Raw genomic sequence first — 19279 nt, forward strand, 5'->3', positions numbered from 1 at the left:
GTTTAAGTAGGGTTAATAACGAAAAGTCAATTCAACAACAGACGGACTCCCGAGCTACAGCCCGAGCTTGAACACGCTCGCCCTGTACTCATCGACCACGTCATCATAGTACGTGTGGACGTACCGATGGAACGCTGACCGACTCGATTTAATATCTGGCCCCATCTTATCGCCACGAAGGTACTGAACCTTCGGTTCAGGCATCCCGGCTTGTGTCCGCATCCACGTTGAGAACCAGTGCCGAGCATAGTGAGGTGTCACCGACCGATACTGGTCTTCCTCACCGTATTCGTACTCTGGCCACCAGTGCTTCCGCCAAATGTGACCCAGACTCGACTTCTCCATCTGTTTACCCTTCTGCGTCAGAAACAGCCACGGACTCCCGTTATCCGGACGGATCAACAACCAATCTACCAACACACGACGTGTTTCATCGTCAAGCGGGATCACGGTCGGCATCTCCCGCTTGTTCCCCGACCGAACCCTCTCTGGAGGGATATAGACAGCATTGGCGACATCATCCAGTTGGTCGCTATCGCCCATCTCATCGTAATGCGACATCACCTCGGCGTTCGTAATGTGGATGTCCTTCAGCCGAATGTTCGCCAGCTCTGACGACCGAACCCCAGTCTTGAGCTGGAAGACTGTCGCTGCACGCTCACCCAGATGCTTAATGTTCTCCACCGTGGCTTTGACGTCTTCCAGCGTCAACTTCGGATAGTCATCAGGGGCTTCTCTACTCAGATCGGCTTCCCGCTTAGTCTTCACCAATAGGAACGGATTGTAGTTTGTCGGATGCGGGAACTTTGCACTCTCCTGCATCCACTCATAGACACCCTTGATCTGGTTGAGTTTCTTCCGTACCCTGGCACCACTCATCCGCTCGAGACACACATCAACGAAGGACTCAACGTGACGATCATTCGGCAAAGTCGGGTGCCGATCGTACTGTTCCATATGCTCTTTCCAGTCACGGTATGCGCGCTTGTAGTGGCGCTTCGTCTCTTCCTTGATGTCCTTCCGGTCGACGTACTCATTATAGTGGTACTCGAACCAGTCGGTCTCAACAGATTGCATCCCTTCGTTCAGCTCCGCGAGCGGGTCACCATTGAGTCCAAACTGGTCTGCGACGGTGTCTTCTGGATTCTTCATTCGTTGATCTCCGGAATGTTAGTGCGGTCAAACAGGCGAGTCTCCCAAACGTCGTGCGTGGTACCATCGAGCAAGACAGCCATCACGACAGGACTGTACCGGTGGGGATAGTCGGCGTGAAACTGCATCCACCGGTACCAGCGGTACAGCGGACGGAACCGCGCATCATGTACGGTCTTCAGTTTCCCCACTTCGGCACGCTGCTCGGCCAGGTGCTCTTCGATATTCTGCGGGTCGGCTAGCGCCGGGTTCACCTCATTCCGTTCGCAATAGTCGCGCCACTCGCGCCATGCCTTCCCGTAGACATACCGACGAGAGTGGGCGCTGAGCCCGGTGAGTTCTGCTGCGTCGAACGCATTCCACGCCTCGAGAGCATCAATGTCCGTCTCGAAGTTCGGCAGACGGTACCGATTGGGTACGTCATCGATGGTTTTGAACACGCCAAGAAAGGCCAGTACATCCTGTTCAACGACTGAACCACTGTGGTAGTCTGAATCGTAGTCGTAGTTCGTTTCAATCACTGTTAGCGTACATCCGTCCCTGATCGTCGATTTCGAGTTCTGTTCCTTCCATCTGGTCGAGAATCTCCGTCACGCGCGAACTCGCCGAATTCACCACATGCTGCACAATGTCCTGATATTCTGCGCCAGGATTCTCTTCGACGTACTCCAAAATCGCCTCACGTTCGCTAGTGTGAACTCGCTCTTCAAGTTCCTCGATGCGGTCGCGCGCTCGCTGTAGTTCCCGCCGGAGGTCATTCCGTTGCTGTCGGAGGTCGTCACGAGACTGATTCGGTGCGACCTCACGACCGAACGGTTTCTGTCCGGCGCGCGTCATCGCAATCACCCATTCGCTGATCGACATCCCCATCTCCTCGGCCTGCTCTTCCCACTCCTCGGCCTCGTCATCAGGGACGTAGGCAGCGATGTGGCGACTCATCGAGACTTCGATTACTCAGCCTGAACCTGGTGGAGAACCAGTGTACCTTTGTAAATCGAGGGTACCACAGCTTCGACATCCTGCGGGAGACCGAGACTGCGCAGGTCGTCAGCTGAGAGGTAGACCGCGACCCCCGCGAGCTGGCCATCAGGCGTGCGCGAGACAGTAGCTGGTTCTCGGTCAGAATCGAGATTGAGACCTTCGTTGTCGTTGCTGTCGGTACTGTCCTCAGGAATTGGAGAGGAGGACGCGCCAGTACTCATAGGTCGATACCCCCGGGGAGACCGCGAGAGATGGAGATAGCATCAGTCATCGTTGTGTCTGGTGGCTGTTCTGCAACCATCTGTTGGTTGCTTCAGTACCAACTAAAACAACCACCCGTAATAAAACCTCTGACCAGAAGCGTTACCAAACCACCTGAAACAACGACGGGGGTTACTCAGCCTGTTCGATTAACTCGTCCAGCCAACTGAGACCCTTTTCTGCCACAAATAGGGCTTCATCGTCGTTCGTGAACTCTGCTTGCTCCCGAAGCAACTCGATACGCTCCCGAACACGCACGATCTCTTCGACAGGAACAGCCTGCCCTTCCGGGATCATCTCCTCCGAAACTGCTTCCTCCCTCAGCTCATCCAGGCCGCTATCGACGGTCTCGACACCGGCACGCCGCAGGCGCTCTGCCACAGCCTCCTTGACATTCGTCGGGATATCCTCGTCCAAATCTCCTTCACGGAGCTTCTCCCACTCCTCGGGAGATCGCTTCTCGATATCGTTGAAAATCTGCCGCACATATTCATAACTGGCGTCTAAGGCTTCAGCAACCGACTTCTTCGACGCGCCATCCCCAGCAACGTCATGTGCCGCAATAATCTGCTGCTTCTTCGGAGTCTCATCTAAGATGTCTTCTGTGGTCTGTAGTTCTGCGTTCATAGTGGTATCTTGTTGCTCGTAGTCCTCTAAACGCTCTTCCAACGCCTCAACTAATCCATAATCGATTGCCTCAACCCACGTCTCTCGCGGAATCTCTCCCGACTCTAACTCGCTGATGACTCTCGAAACGTACTGCTGGCTGGCACCACTGATTTCCTCCACAGCCTTGCGATCTGGGTCGCGCTCGCCGGCCAGCCAGCAGTTGATAATCAGTACGCGCTTATCATACTGGTCGATCGGGTCAGCCGGCTCCGTCGAAACTCCTTCGACTCGTTCGACCTCCTGGCCATCAGGGCCGTAAGCCACCAAGTCTCGCGTTGGCTTCAGCCCATCTATCCCTCGGTGTTCTCCTTCCGCCGACTCGGTGATGTGATCGCGAAGCTCTTGGAGAGTTCGTCGTGTTTGCTCGCAGTACGGGCACTCCCATTCAGCGATGTTGTTGTTTTCTGGTGAAGCTGATAGCGAGTTGTTCGACATGTTTTGTAAAGCCAACACCCGGGCTATGACTGGTGTCTTTGCTGTTCCGGGAGTTGCTTACTCCCAACGAGTTTTGCAACACATATAATAGTTGTTGTCGTTAATCAACTACTCCGCCAACCGACGTACACCTTCGCGTGTAATTCGATGTCGGTCATCGTAACCGGCATCAAACGTCTCTACCATCCTCAGTTCTCTCAACTCATCCATCACAGCAGAATATTCTCGTCCGCCCACATCACCGAACTCAGCCTTAACACGTGCATACAGTAGATCCCCTGCAATCGTCTCTCGACGATCAACCTCCTCAAGAATGTACCTCCCGAGTTCTGTCCGGCGTGAATCTGATGTCGTGCTGGTCATCACCAGTCTTACCCATATGGCTATGCCATCACTGGCTATAAACAAGACATCCTCACGTTGGAAGTGAAACCAACTGCTGAACCCCCGGCTAGCGCTCGCCGGTGCCGATCTACCAGAAGATCTCTTCGACACTACAAACAGATCTACAGCGAATACGTCTCATCAACGACGCGCATGGCCATCGACGACGTCACGCTCTCGGCCCACAGCGCCTTTACTCGCAGACTACCGTCAGCACGATACTCAGCTTTCAAATCTCCACGACAACCGCTTGCAACCGCCGTAAATTGCACTTCGCCATCGTCATCAGTTTCTTCTCGCGTCTCTACAGGCGCAAACACCTCCATCACATCCACAATATTCTCCCAGACCTTCCGGAATTCAGCATCTTCCGAGATCGACATCACGACCCGTCCATCCCCACCGTGAAGCTCTCGAACATCCTGCTCTCGCAGATCAACTCTATCGATGACAGCGAGTTTCTCCGCCGTCTTCACCAGCTTCGGTTTCCCTGACTCCACCTGCCTCAATTCTCTTTTCAGCTCCGGAATCAGCATCACCACAACAATCACCGAGAGTCCTTCGGCCCGTAGAAAAGCTCTGGCCTCCAGTCTTTCAGGTCATCAACCAGGTGTTCAAACGTCAATACTTTCTCTACTGGTGGATGATTGAGTTCCGTCATCTCACGCTCAGCATCTGCAAGACGCTTGTTGTAGGTGTCTCGGTGGTTCCGCATCGCAAGCGTCTCCGGCACCTCATCAAGCCCGGTATACCCACGCATCGTTAGCTGAGTAAGCACCTCAACGAGCACTTCTCGGTTCGGAAATACCCACCATCCTGTCCCTCGCAGATAGGCCATCTTGTGTACGTCACCCTCCAAGTCTCCCCAATCCGAAAACCCGGTCTCGACCTCCCAAAGATGCAGTGGGTGCTTGTCTACATCATCCCCCTGAACATTCTGATATCCTCCCTTATTCCACACTACGTAGTCCATTTCCGCTCCCTCTATTGTGGGATACTTCTCAAAATCCATATGGTGTGTCCAATCCCACTTCGCCTCGCACCACCAGTGAACAAGGTGTATTCCGATACGATGAACAACATTTTCACCAGTATCCCCAATGTTCTCGCCGCTGAAGGTTCGGTCAACGAGGTCTCGACCACTCGGCGTCAGGTTCCAGTACCGGCGCCTAATGATACGCTCACGTGGTTTACCGTTGATATGAGGTGCCCCGATTAACTCGATATTTTCGAGAAGTTCGATATTTGGATCGAAGAAGTCGACGAGCCATCTGTGTCCCTCAGTGATGTAGTGGTCTCGGGTGATCCGCTCACCGGTTTCGGGGTCTTCGAAGAAAACTTTCCCGTCGATTTCAAGGCGACCGAGCGCGGCAACGAACTGGAGGTCGCGCTCTCGGAGCGAAGATTCTTCGAGGTATTTCTTCCGAAGGTAGTTGACCTTGGCTTCTTTCGACACTCGTTGTTCGCGGCGCTCGACACCACGTTTTGCTTCTGGACACCTCTCGAAGAGTGCTTTGTGGCGTGAGTGGCCGGTGCTGTACGGTTGTTGTGGGGAATCAGTTGTTGGCTGCCCCGACATATATGCAATAAGAATCCCTACGTAATTAAGTGTTGTCACAGCTATACAACCAACGGTTTGAACTAAATTCTGACAGGTTTCGGTACGGGCTCGGAACGGGAGTTCTGTTACAGCTATGCAACGCGTTACAGCTATACTCTGACCCCAGTCAAACCTAATTCTCGATCTGTTACAGCCTCCGCAAATAGTAGCGTAGAAACACGGATTCCATCGACCATGCAGACACGCATATAAAAATTCTGATTTGTTTATTGGACAACCCTGAGGCAAATAGTCAGCCAAACATTCCCCGATGAACCCCTCGCCAGAACAACGAAAACCGTGCCTGTAGGTGAAATGATGATCCCACTCAGGACTCTTTGACGACGAACCCCCACGCAACCAAAGTACTTGCTTATATAAGTCCCTATTCGAACAGGTGTTGGCAGATTTGAACGCGAAATGGGATCACCCAGAGAGGGGTGACCCGTGAGCGTCGAAGGTGAATAACCAAGGGTAGGACAACCCTCGGTCGAATCCCAACAGGACACACACGAAGCCCCGCATGAAGCGGGTGACCCCGGTGGCCCGTATAGTCGTAGTTGATACGGGCTTAAAACATACGTGCCGTTGGAAGTTGGTCAATCCGCTATGAGCCTTCCTGCGCTAGAAGCGTCGATCGCACCGTTAGCACCATCGGCCAATAAGGGGCACTCAATCCCTCCACGGAAACCGTGTAGTGCGATGAGTTTCTCCTTCGCCCGCGTGATCGCGACGTAGTACAATCGCTGTTCCTCAGCTCGCGTATCCTCATCCCGCCGGAACTCATCTCGAAGTCGGTAGGTGTACTTGCAATCAACGATGACGGACTCTGCGTCCATACCTTTCGACGCATGAATCGTCCCGATACGAACGTCACTCGGACGCACACGCGTATCAGCACTGACAGCGTCGTGAAGCAATTCCTGCTCCCAGCCTTTCACATCGTATGCGTCCATCATCTCAGACGCACTACGCACCATTACAGCGTCCAGAAGTGTCGAGAACGACACCTCCGCAGCTCCATGCACAGACTCTGCCTCTCCAGGTACCGCAGACGCCAACCGACGCCCAGCACCAGTAAGTTTCTCATCAGGCAACTGACGAAGCGCCGTCGCCACAATCTCGACTGGCACCCGCTCTCTATGCTGGAACATACGCACCACATCCAGCATCTGCCCCATCGGATCATTCCATCGGAACAACCGCGTGCCGTCCTCGTGAATCCCTGAATACGGAATTCCCTCCTCACGAAGGGCGTTCGCCATATACCCTACCCCATTCACAGTACGAGACAGCACCATCACTTCCCCATGCTCGTTCACCTGCTGAGTCACCAAGTCAGCAAACGCAGCCGAGCTGCCTTGCTGAAGCCACTCGTCTCGCACCACACCGTCACCAGAACGCGACTGCGGATGCTGCGTCATCTTCGAATCCGACTCTGCTCCGAGAACGGTACCGGCCAGATCGAGGATTTTCTGACCGCACCGGTAGGACTGATTGATGGAGACGTACTCATCGACTCGCGTTGAATTGATATACTTGTCTGTGCTACCTCTGAATCCCATGATGGCCTGGTCGCCGTCACCGGCCAGATAGACACGATCAACGGATTCCACCCACGTCTGGTAGAGGTAGTACATCAACGGGCTCAAGTCCTGGAACTCGTCGATGAACAGCACGTCTGCTGCTTCCATCGGAGCGCCTTCATTCGCCGCAGCGACCATGTAGTCGTTGTGCTCGGTGAGTCCGTGCTGTTGCTTGTACTCATCCCACTTCTTCAGCACCTCAACAACGTCACTCGGGTGCATACTGACCTCCACCGGCACTTCATCAGACGTGTGATACTTATACCCGCACTCATCCCCGACAACGTCGTCGATCGTCCATCCCTGACTCTGGCAGTACTGGTAGATCGCCATCAGCTTGTTCCCTCGTGGCGGTTCGGTCATGTCTTGGTCAGCAGCAACCTGAAGCGGGTCTCGTTCCTTAGCAGAATATGACACGCCAGGACAGTGCGTCTGGAAGAAATCCTGATACCAATACTCGTCAGCAAACCCGTTTTGCGTGTCGCCGCACTCGCACGCTGACGCCGTGTCCGCACCGCACGTACAGGCGTCGTTGTGAACGATGATTTGTGCCTCGGTCGGGATCGCTCCGGCGTCCTTGGCTGCGGCGAGCGCGAGTGAATTGAACGTCCGGAACGGACGATCCACGTCCGTATCCGAGTCAGCAGCTTGCTCAACCACTTCGGCAGCCGCTGGGATTGGCTGCTCTCCATCGTCCTTCACTCGGTGTGCGACGCTCGCCGCGGCGTCTCGACCGAACAGCACGAACCGCCACCGGTGCGGGTCAAGTCCTCGGTTCAACTCTTTCTCGAGAACCTCCAGCATGTCCTTCGTCTTCCCGGCACCCGCAACACCATCGACCAGCGTCACGTACGGGTCACTCTCAGCGTTGACAGGGGCGAGCGGGACACGACCGGACATTACCGGTCACCTCCATTCCCGTCAGCATCGACACCAGGCGTGTCCGTATCGTCCGTGTTATCGACAGCAGACGCAGCAGTCCACTTCGTTTTCGACGCATCGACCGGCCACATCGACGGACGACTCTCCCAGCCGTCACCAGTCTTCGTTCTCACCGACGGGCCAGCGAGCACGTCCCGTTCACGAAGGATGCGCTGGGCGCTGCCTTCGAAGTCCTGGTCGCGCTTGAATTCCTCAACCCACGCACCAGGCACAAACACCACGTCGCGCTCCTGACCGTCTTCGCCCTCGAAGTCCTCGATGTAGACACCGCGAGGCTTCGACACGTTATCTTCGACAGCCTTCCGGCCAGCATCGTTGTTCGCGAACACCTTCACCTCGTTGTCGACACGGTCGAGCAGCGCATCGACGAACGCATCTTCGTTGTTGTCCGGTTCGGGTTCGGCGTCGTTCTCCGTGGCAATCCACTCAGAGGAAATAATCGACCACGACGCCCCATCGAGATCCTTGATCTCGGCACCGTACATCGTCGTGTACTTCGCCTTGAACCCCGCCGGACTGTCGTTCACCAACATCTCCGGGTTCAGCTTGAACGTCACGCCACCTCGGCTAGGGCGACGCGGGTCAGGCTTCATCGACACCTTGTAAACCGAATCCCCGTTCTCCGCCGGGTAGAACTGCACCTCCTCGACCTGCTCGTTAATCCAGCGATGCATCGCCGAGCGCATCTTCTCCTGAGTCTCCTCTTCCATCAGGTCTGACGCGACCGTGGACAGCACGTCCAGCAGCTGGTCTTTGTCAATCCCTGTTTCCTCATGGAGGTTCTTCGCACGCGACTTGCGCTTGTGCGTGGAATCCAGGTCGTTCCGCATTTCAATCGTATTCGGCTTGTGCTCGAGCACTTCCGATGCGATGATTTCCCCGCGCTCCGTTGATGGGTTCGCTTCGGTAGCGACGATGGCCATCCGGAAGTCCGACCCGGACAGCGGAATCAAGTGCATCTCGTGGTCGTCGTTGATGTCGTACACAGGGTAGTCCATCGTGATGTCGTCGGCCATGTGCCCCTGGATTTGCTTCACGAAATCACCGACAGCAGTACCGAGGTACCGTTCGTCCATCCCGATATCGTCGTCCGCGGAATCCGGGATATCGTCGTCCGTCCAGCCGTGGTCAATACCCAGATCATCGAGTTCCTCGAGCGTGCGTTCGATACCCCACGCTGACCCGAAGTCGAAGTACGCGTCCCCGTCAGTACCATCCCGGATAATGAACATTTCCGGCGGGATCACGTCCAGCGCCTGCGCAGCATCGACAAGCGCCCACCGAGGAGTCTTCTCGTATTCATCGCCGGCTTCAGGGACGTGAACAGGGATGTTGTACCCGGCTTCGCGCAGCGCAGCAACGGCATCCCAGTAGTCGCTCCCAGAGACGGTCTCCGAGGGACTGTCGATGATACCTTCAGCGAGCGCCATCAGCTTCAGCGGCCCGCCGCCACCCTGCCCGGAGCCCACGTCTCCGAAGATGTTCTCGTCAGGATCAACGAACACTGACGTGCCGGAGTCACTCTCTCGCCAGCATGGGTCGAAGTGGTTCTCGCGACCGGTCGGCTCCCATTCGTCAGCAGCGTACTTCTGGGCAATTTCGACAATCGGCACGGCATCAACGGCGTCGTACACCGCTTGCTGCTCCGGCGTCACACCGACACCGGTAATCGCACTACCGTACTCTTCTTGCCGCTGCTGCACGCGTTCACGCGCTTCCTGGCGTGCTGCTTCGCGTTCGGCACGTTCTTCGAGTGTGTCGGTCGCCCAGGCGTCGAGCGCAGCCCGCCAGTTCTCATGGTCGGCGCTGTACTCTGGCCAGAGGTTCTCAACCAGAATACTGATTCTGTCCTCGAACTGTTCACTCGTGAACGCCTGACTCCAGGCCTTGGTGTACTCGCGAAGACTCTCGTCGACGTCCGCGAACGCTTCCGGGCTAGCCGGGAACGACAGGTCGTCAGCATCGACCGGCGTCACGACCGCATCGTGGTCGGCGTGCACGGACAGCGGTGCTTTGTATGGTCTGTTCGCGTTGTTCACCCAGTCAGGCTTCACAACGTCACTCGCCCCCTCGATTTCCTCGTTCACACGCTCTTCGGCGCCTTCGAGGTACTCGTTGGAGCGGTCGATCAGCTCGTCGAAAATCAGCTCGCACTTCTCTTTCTCGTCGCTGAATTTCCGCGCGATTGGCTGCGTGACGCTCGGAGCCGTCATAATGTACATCCCGCCCACAGAGTCGAGCGCGAACACGGCGTCCGTCCCACCAACCAGCTTCGCGTACTCAGCGATGTAGGCCTGGTAGGCGGCTTCAGCTGTTTGCTGGGTGTCCTCGTCGAGCCCGTCGTTTCCGCGCTGAGTTTTCAAATCGTCGTCGAGGTCGATGTCGCCCCAGACGGCCAGCGCCGTCATGGAGTTCATCTTCGGCGTGGGGTTCTCACCGGACAGGTGTTCCCACCCGTCGTCAACTGGGCGTGCTGCCTCCCAGTTGATGCCGTCTGGGTGGTTGTAGGACGTGATCGCGTACAGCGTGCGGTCGATATCTTCGATGACTTGCTCGTAGTCATCGCCCAGCAGCTGCGCGCGTCGTTCCTTCGTGAACCCGTCCATTGCTTCCTGTGTGGTCGGCGACGGGTTCTCTCGGGTGAGGTACCAGTCCACGCGGTCAGCGTTCGCAATGGTTTTGCTGTGCTCGTTGAGTTCGCCGAGCGGCGTCAGTGCCTCTTTCGCGTCTTGGTAGTGCGCCTGAATGTCTGCTTCTGTCAGGGTGTTCTGTTCGTCTGTTGGTTCGTTTGCGTTACCGTCGTCTGAGTTGGAATTGTTGTCTGTCATTGTGCTTCGCGAGTGTCCTGTTGGGATTTGGTTGTATGCTATCCGACCGCAGTTGTACTGGTTACCGTTCGGTAGTTGGTTCCAGTACGAGTGTCCGCGTTTCGTAGTCGTCTGCGACGGGAGTCAGGATGATTCCCGTCGGTGTTCTCTCGACCATGTAGGCGTCTTCGTCACGCCGCATGCGCTTCGGGATCGAGATTTTCCCGGCGGACGCGGGTCGTTCCTCCGTGTCTGTGACACCGTTTGGTGTCCGGAGTTTGACCGTGTAGGCGTTTTCGCCGTCGCGTTGGACGGTGCCGATCGATACCTGGCCGACAGGTGTGATCGACCGGCGGACGCGTTCGGTCGGGAGTTGTTTTGTTGCCATATATGGTTGTGTATTGCCTACGAGTATTTAACCTTGGTGGATAATACAACCAACTAACCAACTATATCCCTGTCAACCGGGAGTGAATGGCGTTACCGTCCGCGTGGGGCGCTCTCGGCTAGGATCTGAAAATTCTGTCAGGCGTGTCAGGCGGGGTGCCCGAATTGTCAACCCCCGGTTGACAGATTTCTCGGAAGGTAGGACGCCTGTAGCGTGAGTTTCTGCCCGGTTGCCTATTTTTTCGCGCCCGCGAACCCCCCTCCCCTCATCGACACCCCACCGACCGCTTCTCCCCGGTAAGGGAGGGTCTCGGTGGGGGGTGGGGGAGGGTCGGTTGACAGAAAATCCTAATCAGGGATAAGAAAACCCCTGCCGTCTGCTTTCGACACATTAGAGTTGTCAACCCCCCGGTTGACACCGCCTGACAGATTCACCGGATTCTCAATTTATCCGGTTGCTGTCTGGCGATTATTTCTGTCACCCGGGGGTTGACACCGGTTGACAGAACCATCACCTAACCTTCCGTCACTGTATATTCGCTTCTTAGTCGGTTTCGCGTTCAAATTCAGCAGCAGACACTGGTCTCTGATGGGGGTGTGGGGTTCGCGCGCACCTACAATAGCTGTTCGGTGAAATCTTCACAGCAGTAGCTTGCTGGTCAGCATGAGGCCTATTCTGTAAATTTGGCATCAAAAAATTTGGTCGGGAAGAATGTCTGAAAGGAGGTACTGTGGAAATCCTCAACAGATCGTAACGACGTGCTGAATACAGAGAGTCTATTCAGCAGCAGGAGAATAGGTGGCTCTGACCTCGTGGGGATTACACCGATTGCATGGAAAGCCGCTTCTCGAATTCTTCTTCCGTCCGCTGTCGAATCTCTTCGGTTACTTCTTCCAAGCGGTCGTCGAGTCCAAATTCATCAGGTCGTTGTTGAATTTGGAGAACCTTCAAGACCTCCAGCAGAAGATCGACTCGGCGCTGTTTCATCCGCTCGACCGTCCAGAACTCATCGAAGTACGACCGAAGGTCTGTATTGACAGCATCCATTTCTTCGGTGTCGTCTTCGACGGTGATGGCCTCTGTGAGCAGCTGGTCAAGGTAGTCTCTATTAATCGGCCCGGCGGGTGTGAAGAATGCATTTGGAGCGATACTGGTGAAGTCATCTCGTTCCCGGTAGTACTCAACAACCTTCCGAGAGAGGGGCTGGTTGCTTGCGGAAATATTGTCACGGCCCCGGAGGAGTAGGAAGTTCCCGATGTCGTCGATGAACCCCTGCTTGATGAACTCTTCAATACTGTCGCGCTGACGACGCTGGTCTTCGCTCAGTTTGTCCTCAGGTTGTTGAACAAGATCCAGATACGTCTGGACTCGTTCAGCTATTTCGTGATCGCTGTCGGTATCACCATCTAGTCTAAAGAACACCGGTAGCCATATCGGGTCTTCAGCATCGTACACCGGCGCCTGCGGAAGAACATGCTCAAGATGTACATCGTCCATATTCAGCCGCCGGTCGACGATTGTCCCATTTTCCCGGAACTGTTGGTTGGCCATCTTATGGAACAGCGCTTTGACCGTATCGTGGTTCCAATCCCGGCCCTCGGTAATGAGGTCGCGGAAGCGGTCACCGAACAGCTCCGTACTTTCCGCCTGCGTGCTATCCAGAATCGTTTGCTGGGCTGCCTTGTACGGGTCTCGCTCCCCTCTGCCGTCACGTACCTCTTGGAATGTGTGTGTCGCATCCAGGAACAGCTCTTGGAAGATATTGGGGTCTTCGCCCACGAGGAGCCGACGGAAATTGAGGGTCTCAATGAGCTCAAGGGTCTCGTAGAATCGCTCTCCCCGGTCGGTGCCCTGAGATGCGTGGTCGTACAATTCCAAGACCAGCGGACGCCACTGATCCATATTTTGGTCGTTCAGCCGCTGTAGAATCTCGTGTGAGGCTTCCTGATGCGATGCGAGCCCATCGAGATCTTTTGGCTCCAAGGAATCACTCGTGAGGGTATCGTAATCGTCAGCAAGTGCGGCCATCCGATCAAGGAACGGCATTGCTTGCTTGGCCGTCTTGAACCGGGGATCGATGTTACTTTCAAGATTCCGGGTAGCGAACGCGTTGGTCAACTCATCCTCTGCATTCCCGATCTGGTTGATTCCCTCTTCGTCGATGCTTAGGAAGACCGCGAGGTACTCGATGATGGCGTCACTGTCCGTACCGAACTGTGTGACTACGTTCTCCCACTTGCCGATATACTCTTCTTTGACCTCCTCGTCCTCCTCGAAGAACGTGTTGACGACCGTCGCTCGAATTCTATCGATTTTGGTGAGCTCAAGCCCTCTATCATTAAGAATCTTGAAAATTTGCATCCGGAATGCAGGGTCAGCTTCGTGGATTTCGAACTCGCCAACGTGGTAGGAATTCTGGAGATAGTTACTGAGGTTGACTAACCCCAGAATTTTGCTATCGGTATCCTCGGAGTCTTCAACGAACTCACTGACCCGTTGTTTGTGAAACTCGAACGCTTTCAGCAGCTTCCAGTTCGAAGAGTAGACCGGAATATAGCTCGACTGCCGGTCTTCACTGACGCCCCACTCTTCGACAGCCTCCTCATCGATTCCGAATCGATCGATGAGTGTATCTATCCTGGTTGCTCTCCCCTTCCGGCCATCAATGTCAGTGTTTCGTTCGTCCGAGGTGAGATATCGGAGTTGACCCTCCTCCCCCTGAATAATCGCGTCGAAGAATGCCTCGTCGTGTTTGTTCAACGAGAGTCGAGGCTGATTCCCCATCTCGACTCCGGCGAAGTGGTATAAAAGTGACTCGATTTGCTGGATTGCCCGAGAACGGAGCGTTTCGATATCATCGTTTTGGTTGTTTCCAGAGATCTTCGTATCTTGAAGTTCTTCTAAAATTGCCCGCAAAAGGAGATGCACTGAGGTGAGTCGCTGTTGTCCGTCGATTACTTCGTGCTGAGCACGTCCTCTGTCGACGGCGAAATACACCGACCCGAAGAAGACATCGGATGCTTTCTGGTTGTAGCTGTCATGATCGGCGGTTATTAATTCCTCCAAATCAAGCCACAACTGTTTATGATGTTTTTCGTCCCATGAGAACATTCGCTGGTACTCAGGCACGTCGAACTCTCGATTGCTGAGAAGTTCCTTGAGGGTTCGCTTCTCCATCTGGAATCCCTTCTCAGCAATCGGGTCAATGACCTCGGACGCCGTGATGATCCGATCAAGATCCAAATCCTGTACCTCACCATACTGGAAAAACGTGTCAAACAAGGAGGGTTCGTCACCAGACACAATATCACACATATTGGAGGAGGATAACATAATTGCTGGGGAGACGAAATAGCCAGACGATATCGACAAAGAGTACGAAGAGCTTCGTCAACGTCGACGAGATTCGGCAGCTGTGTGGCGTACTAGCCGATCCCCGCAGGCCTGTGCGGGAATTATTCGTCCGGAAGGACGACCAGCATGTCGGGCGTGATACCGCCCATGCTATCGATTCGGAGGTCTCCACCTCCTTCCGATCCGATGGAATCGACATTGTCGATGATTTCGGTGCGTCCGTTGTTGATCGCGATTACCCTCATGCAACAGTTGCACGGGGAGACAGCCCATATAACTCTTATCAACTATATTATGTGAATGTGATGGGTCACACTCACAGATCACACTCACAGGTCACACCCTCAAACCCGACTCACCAGACTTCACGACTGGAAAACACCACACCTCACTTCATCACTGACAACCCTACAACGGACGCAAATCCCGCCACCGCACATCAACCGACTCCTCCCCACCGGCTAGCGAAACCCGATACAGAACGCTATCGCGCTCATCCCCCGTCTCAGCTCCAGCATCATCCTCGATAACCTCCACAACAGTCCCTTCCTGGCCATGCAGCCTGTCGAAATCCGGATCGTCCTTGTCCGGGATGTCGATCCTGACTTGATCGCCCACAGAGAACCGTGGCATAATCAACTCTCTGTAAAGAGCGAATCCAGTTTTTCCTTAACCACTTCAAAGGCTTCACTCGCCGATTCAACATTCGGAACACCAGTGATGACCACCTTCCCCGAAGCAAACAACAAAAGAACAGCAGACGGGTCATGAAGCCGATACACAAGCCCTGGGAACTGCTCCGGCTCATACTCCGTATGTTCAAGCCCAAGCCCGATCGCAGCTGCATTGAGATTGATTTCGGTGGGATACTCAGCCGTACAGACAACGTTCCGCACCGAGAACTTGTCTAAACACCGTTCCACAGAAATCCCAACCCCGAGATCCTGGAGCGCACTCAAAAACTCTCGATGAGTCTCATGCATCTCTTCCGGCGACCCTGCGCCCGTGATATGATAGCTCCCAGTACGGTAAACGGTAACCATCGGGCCTTCTGTAGTGAACCGAAGGTACATCCCAGGATGGTTCCCAGGTTCATATCGAACAGTCTCAGCCGTAATCTCCCTCCCGACAGCAGACAGATCAACTTCAGTCCCGAGAGTCCCGGCACCAACGACATTCACTACAGAGACCATCAGTCCTCTTTCACAACGCGCGTGTCAAGGGGATTACTTGGTGTCGGAGTACGTTCCTCGATGAGATCACGTTCCTCTTCACCAAAGTCGTAGAGGTCAAGCACTAACTCGTCGAGATCCTCCTGAAGTTCACGCATCTCCTCGCTAGCCGTCTCAATATCCTGCCCGACAGTTTCAAGAGTGTCCATAATCGCGTCAAGCTCACCGTCACCAACAGGGAGCGGAATCTCCTTGAGTTCTTCCGCAACCGCGAAGGTCTTCATTTCGAGCAGCATTTCCAACAGCTCCTGATGCTCGGAATATTCCTCAAAGAAGGAAATCTCAGCAGTCAGGTTACCGAACGTGATTTTGTTGTCTTGGACAGTTGCCTCACCAACCTCGACATCACCGAGATCAAACGACTCAATCGCAGGGTGCTCGGTTAGAGGGAGCGTATCGACGTCGTAGTCTTCATAGACGCGTGACGGGTCATCGAGAATGTCGTCTGCGTCCTCAAGGGAATTGATGAACTCCACGATTTCTTCGGTTTTCTCGCCAATCGCCTCCTCAAGATCACTGTCTCGCGCGAGCGGGAACTCGCCCCAGATGTTACCGTAGTAGTGCAGATACGCCCCTCGGTACTTGGGGGACTCCATCCGCATGTAGAACTGCATCACGATGCTGTTGGCCAGCCCAAGAAGGAAATTATAGTCGTCGTCGTTGCTTGGGGCACCGTAGTAGATCGTGGTGACCGGATACCCCTCGCCGTCAAGGAAGGTGAAGTTGTTGAAGTACGCGATCTTCGGGACGATGATTTTCTTGTCATCGTTTGTCGCCTTCGGGCGCGGCTCACGAAGCTCCCACCACGAGTCAACATCGGTGCGTCCCTCGAGTTCGTCACGGTACTGCTCGAGGTACTCTTCGATATTCGGATAGTCCTCGATATCGTAGTCAGGGTGTGCGTAGATCAGTTTCTGTGGAGGTTCGGGCTTCCGCCACCGACGAATATCCCCACCTTTGAGAACCGGATGGATAATCTCGGTTTCCAGTTCGTTCTCCTCGATTTCCTCGTCTGAAACAAGATACGCGTGAAGCTTCCCAGGCTTAATCCCGGACTCGATGTAGTCACAGACGTCTTCCAGTACTCGGTTGTGGTCAGCGCCATCGTGGACTGCGCTCAGTACTTTGCTGTCAGCTTCCGGGATGAACTTCCAAGACTGCTCGTCGAGAGATTCAGAGGACACAGGGAACCCAGTGATATACTCATCTTCGTATTCATCACCGAGATGCTCCTCGATGTGGTTGAGTAACTCGAGGGTATCCCCCATGTCTTCCTCGACTTTGATGAACGGGAAGCTGTATTCTTCCGTACTACCTTCTTCCTCGTCGTCTTTCCGCTGCATCACGAACACGCAGGGATAGTTCACAGCGTCCTCGAACACACCAGCATCAGCGAAATCGATAAACTCGTTTACGAAGACGTATCGTGGCAGGTTCTTTCGCAGCTTTCGTGCGTACTGGTTAGTGGTGAACTTGTTCGACGTGATATATCCGACTTTCCCGCCTGGTGCGAGCCAGTCACGGACGCTGTCAGTGAACAGGATCGAGACGTCGTATTGCCGGTGTGCTGCTTTCGGGAACGCCTCGTTGTAGGCCTCACGGTCACCTTTGGGGATATCGTTGTAGTAGACGTACGGCGGGTTCCCGATGACGATATCGTATGTGTCGTTCTTGATGGCGTCCGCCCGTTGTTTGTCTTCCTGGTATTTTCGGACGATCGTATCGCTATGGAACCCGCCGAGCTTGGAGTTAATACCTCGTTTGAGGGAGTCTGTCTGGTAGATTTTGAAGTTGTCAATCGTGTAGTGCGGGTGATCGTCTTTGACATCCTTGTACAAATCGACGATCTGGAAGACGAGGTTGATTTGGGCGATGTTGACTGCGAATGGATTGAGATCAAGCCCGTGAAGCCGGGACTGCACGATTTCTAACGCTTCTTTCGGTTCGACCCCTTTTCGCTCTAGGCGCTCAACGAGTCGATTTGCGGCTTGCACAAGGAAGGTACCTGACCCAGTTGCAGGGTCGAGAACATCCTGGTGTTCGATGGGTCTGTCAGCCGTGTAGTCAAGCCGATCAAGAATGAAGTTAACAACCTCAGTTGGGGTGTAGAACTCTCCGAGCGTCTGCCGTTCCTCCTTCGGCAGGTGCTGTTCGTACAGGTGCCCGAGCACGTCACGATCGACATCCTCGAAATCGTAGTGGTTCAGGTGCCAGAACGTCTTCCTGAAAATCTCGTTGAGTGAGGAACCATCACGGAGTTCCCAGTCGAAGATGCTGCCGCTATAGAGGTGCTCGTAGATCTCCATCATCTCGTCACAAGCGGCATCGAACAGGTCGCGGTAGTCCTTCTCCGGGCCAGTGTACTTGGCGTAGTCCGACCAGAACCCGAAGAAGTCGTTAACACCGCCGTTGCTAACCATCGTGTTTAGCAAACCTTTGTCCTCGGCAATCCGGATGAAGAGAATTTTGTTGATTTGCGTGTAGACAGACTCACGGCAGAAGATGCGCTTGTTCTCCGCTTCCTCTTCCCCAACACGATTCGACAGTTGCTTCCACACTTCGTAGTCTTCTCTGAACCGACGATACGGCTCCCACTCTTCCTCGATATCACTGACCTGTCGCTTCAGCTCCGCTTCTTCATCAGTGTCTGTTGCACCGCCACTCTGTACGTCTTCCAGTTCGCTTTTGAGCTGATCCCGCTCCTGTTTCAGCTGCTCGTAGCGCTCCTGGTACTCGTCGAACCGCTTCAACGAGTACACCATGAAGTATTCGTTGATGCTTTTCTCGAGCGCGTCAAGCAGGTTGTCGAAGCCCTCGTCGGTCGCGACGTTCTGAATCTGGGATGGTGGCAGATCGAAATTATCGAACTTCTCGATATCCGCAACCTCCTCACGTCGAAGCTTGTTTAGTTCGAGAAGATCCTGGTATTGCTCGATATCAACTTCTGACATAAGTGCACGACCGGTTTCCTTGTTGACTAGGCTCTCGAAGTTGATGTCGGCAATTTGTCGCGCGGAGTAACCTTCGTGTGTGACTGCATCAGGGTGATCGGGATCACACGTTTCGTACACCTGGAACTTGTCGAGATTGGTTGAAACGAAGTATTCGACGTAGTTTCGCTCACCAGCGTACTCGAATCCTTGCTCAATTCCCTCCTCGACGTCTACACTCCGTCGCTTCGCCTCAACAACAATAACCGCGTTATCGTCGTCGTCGCGAAAGATAATGTCGTTCCAATCGTTTTCCTGTTCGTAGTCATCCTCGGAGTGGTCAAGAACGTTGATGAAAAGGTGGTTGATAATGCGCGGAACGACGTCAGGCTCACGTCGATCTTCGAAGTCGATTTCCCGATAGATAGCGGCATATTCGTTCAAAATCTCCTCAATGAAGCTTTCTTCAGCATCGGAGAGGTCAAGCGATTCCGGCATTACCGAGTCAGAAACAGTGCGGGATTATAAAAGTAGACCAACCAGAATGGAAGTAATGAG

General features: G+C 54.3%; 15 protein-coding genes. All 15 read right to left on the reverse strand.

All coding sequences use genetic code 11. From position 1 onward, the window contains the following. Positions 1 to 54: 54 nt before the first annotated feature. The 15 genes from ACY9XZ_RS11955 to ACY9XZ_RS12025 all read right to left on the reverse strand — a co-directional run bounded on the left by ACY9XZ_RS11955 (position 55) and on the right by ACY9XZ_RS12025 (position 19219). Positions 55 to 1152 (reverse strand): tyrosine-type recombinase/integrase, encoded by a 1098-nt coding sequence (locus ACY9XZ_RS11955; RefSeq protein ID WP_463457252.1) that lies wholly within the window; start codon positions 1150 to 1152, stop codon positions 55 to 57. After that, a complete protein-coding gene (locus tag ACY9XZ_RS11960; protein WP_463457253.1) occupies positions 1149 to 1673 on the reverse strand; it encodes a hypothetical protein in 525 nt (174 codons plus the stop codon). Before ACY9XZ_RS11960 ends, ACY9XZ_RS11955 begins: the two co-directional genes overlap by 4 nt. After that, a complete protein-coding gene (locus ACY9XZ_RS11965; RefSeq protein ID WP_463457254.1) occupies positions 1666 to 2091 on the reverse strand; it encodes a hypothetical protein in 426 nt (141 codons plus the stop codon). Before ACY9XZ_RS11965 ends, ACY9XZ_RS11960 begins: the two co-directional genes overlap by 8 nt. A gap of 435 nt (positions 2092 to 2526) precedes the next feature. Then, positions 2527 to 3498, reverse strand: coding sequence for a hypothetical protein (locus ACY9XZ_RS11970; protein WP_463457255.1), 972 nt, complete (start codon positions 3496 to 3498; stop codon positions 2527 to 2529). Positions 3499 to 3606: 108 nt separating this feature from the next. Further along, positions 3607 to 3861 carry a hypothetical protein gene (locus ACY9XZ_RS11975; RefSeq protein ID WP_463457256.1) on the reverse strand — a complete coding sequence of 85 codons (255 nt, stop codon included), beginning with the start codon at positions 3859 to 3861 and terminating at the stop codon, positions 3607 to 3609. A gap of 143 nt (positions 3862 to 4004) precedes the next feature. Further along, positions 4005 to 4433 carry a hypothetical protein gene (locus ACY9XZ_RS11980; RefSeq protein ID WP_463457257.1) on the reverse strand — a complete coding sequence of 143 codons (429 nt, stop codon included), beginning with the start codon at positions 4431 to 4433 and terminating at the stop codon, positions 4005 to 4007. Next, positions 4430 to 5461, reverse strand: a complete 1032-nt coding sequence (locus ACY9XZ_RS11985; protein WP_463457258.1) for a hypothetical protein — start codon at positions 5459 to 5461, stop codon at positions 4430 to 4432. The genes ACY9XZ_RS11980 and ACY9XZ_RS11985 overlap by 4 nt, the downstream gene beginning before the upstream one ends. 620 nt (positions 5462 to 6081) lie before the next feature. Next, the gene (locus ACY9XZ_RS11990; protein WP_463457259.1) at positions 6082 to 7968 is read right to left on the reverse strand and encodes a 3'-5' exonuclease; all 1887 of its coding nucleotides are present in this window, start codon (positions 7966 to 7968) and stop codon (positions 6082 to 6084) included. Continuing rightward, positions 7968 to 10838, reverse strand: a complete 2871-nt coding sequence (locus ACY9XZ_RS11995; protein ID WP_463457260.1) for a hypothetical protein — start codon at positions 10836 to 10838, stop codon at positions 7968 to 7970. Before ACY9XZ_RS11995 ends, ACY9XZ_RS11990 begins: the two co-directional genes overlap by 1 nt. A gap of 61 nt (positions 10839 to 10899) precedes the next feature. Beyond that, a complete protein-coding gene (locus tag ACY9XZ_RS12000; protein ID WP_463457261.1) occupies positions 10900 to 11205 on the reverse strand; it encodes a hypothetical protein in 306 nt (101 codons plus the stop codon). Between the two features lie 819 nt (positions 11206 to 12024). Beyond that, a complete protein-coding gene (locus ACY9XZ_RS12005; protein WP_463457262.1) occupies positions 12025 to 14508 on the reverse strand; it encodes a DUF262 domain-containing protein in 2484 nt (827 codons plus the stop codon). A gap of 152 nt (positions 14509 to 14660) precedes the next feature. Next, on the reverse strand, positions 14661 to 14804 hold the full coding sequence (locus tag ACY9XZ_RS12010) for a hypothetical protein (protein ID WP_463457263.1): 144 nt from the start codon (positions 14802 to 14804) through the stop codon (positions 14661 to 14663). Positions 14805 to 14967: 163 nt separating this feature from the next. Then, on the reverse strand, positions 14968 to 15192 hold the full coding sequence (locus tag ACY9XZ_RS12015; RefSeq protein WP_463457264.1) for a hypothetical protein: 225 nt from the start codon (positions 15190 to 15192) through the stop codon (positions 14968 to 14970). A 2-nt stretch (positions 15193 to 15194) separates the two neighbouring features. After that, positions 15195 to 15752, reverse strand: coding sequence for a TATA-box-binding protein (locus ACY9XZ_RS12020; RefSeq protein WP_463457265.1), 558 nt, complete (start codon positions 15750 to 15752; stop codon positions 15195 to 15197). Continuing rightward, the gene (locus ACY9XZ_RS12025; RefSeq protein WP_463457266.1) at positions 15752 to 19219 is read right to left on the reverse strand and encodes an Eco57I restriction-modification methylase domain-containing protein; all 3468 of its coding nucleotides are present in this window, start codon (positions 19217 to 19219) and stop codon (positions 15752 to 15754) included. Before ACY9XZ_RS12025 ends, ACY9XZ_RS12020 begins: the two co-directional genes overlap by 1 nt. Positions 19220 to 19279: the final 60 nt, after the last annotated feature.

This window comes from Haloarcula sp. HT12 (assembly GCF_055271655.1).

Bases quoted from the DNA above. Each gene is read 5' to 3' on its own strand.
- ACY9XZ_RS11975 (WP_463457256.1), bottom strand. From the start codon at position 3,861: ATGACCAGCACGACATCAGATTCACGCCGGACAGAACTCGGGAGGTAC.
- ACY9XZ_RS11970 (WP_463457255.1), bottom strand. From the start codon at position 3,498: ATGTCGAACAACTCGCTATCAGCTTCACCAGAAAACAACAACATCGCT.
- ACY9XZ_RS11965 (WP_463457254.1), bottom strand. From the start codon at position 2,091: ATGAGTCGCCACATCGCTGCCTACGTCCCTGATGACGAGGCCGAGGAG.
- ACY9XZ_RS11985 (WP_463457258.1), bottom strand. From the start codon at position 5,461: ATGTCGGGGCAGCCAACAACTGATTCCCCACAACAACCGTACAGCACC.
- ACY9XZ_RS11990 (WP_463457259.1), bottom strand. From the start codon at position 7,968: ATGTCCGGTCGTGTCCCGCTCGCCCCTGTCAACGCTGAGAGTGACCCG.
- ACY9XZ_RS12010 (WP_463457263.1), bottom strand. From the start codon at position 14,804: ATGAGGGTAATCGCGATCAACAACGGACGCACCGAAATCATCGACAAT.
- ACY9XZ_RS11955 (WP_463457252.1), bottom strand. From the start codon at position 1,152: ATGAAGAATCCAGAAGACACCGTCGCAGACCAGTTTGGACTCAATGGT.
- ACY9XZ_RS12020 (WP_463457265.1), bottom strand. From the start codon at position 15,752: ATGGTCTCTGTAGTGAATGTCGTTGGTGCCGGGACTCTCGGGACTGAA.
- ACY9XZ_RS12015 (WP_463457264.1), bottom strand. From the start codon at position 15,192: ATGCCACGGTTCTCTGTGGGCGATCAAGTCAGGATCGACATCCCGGAC.
- ACY9XZ_RS12000 (WP_463457261.1), bottom strand. From the start codon at position 11,205: ATGGCAACAAAACAACTCCCGACCGAACGCGTCCGCCGGTCGATCACA.
- ACY9XZ_RS11995 (WP_463457260.1), bottom strand. From the start codon at position 10,838: ATGACAGACAACAATTCCAACTCAGACGACGGTAACGCAAACGAACCA.
- ACY9XZ_RS12025 (WP_463457266.1), bottom strand. From the start codon at position 19,219: ATGCCGGAATCGCTTGACCTCTCCGATGCTGAAGAAAGCTTCATTGAG.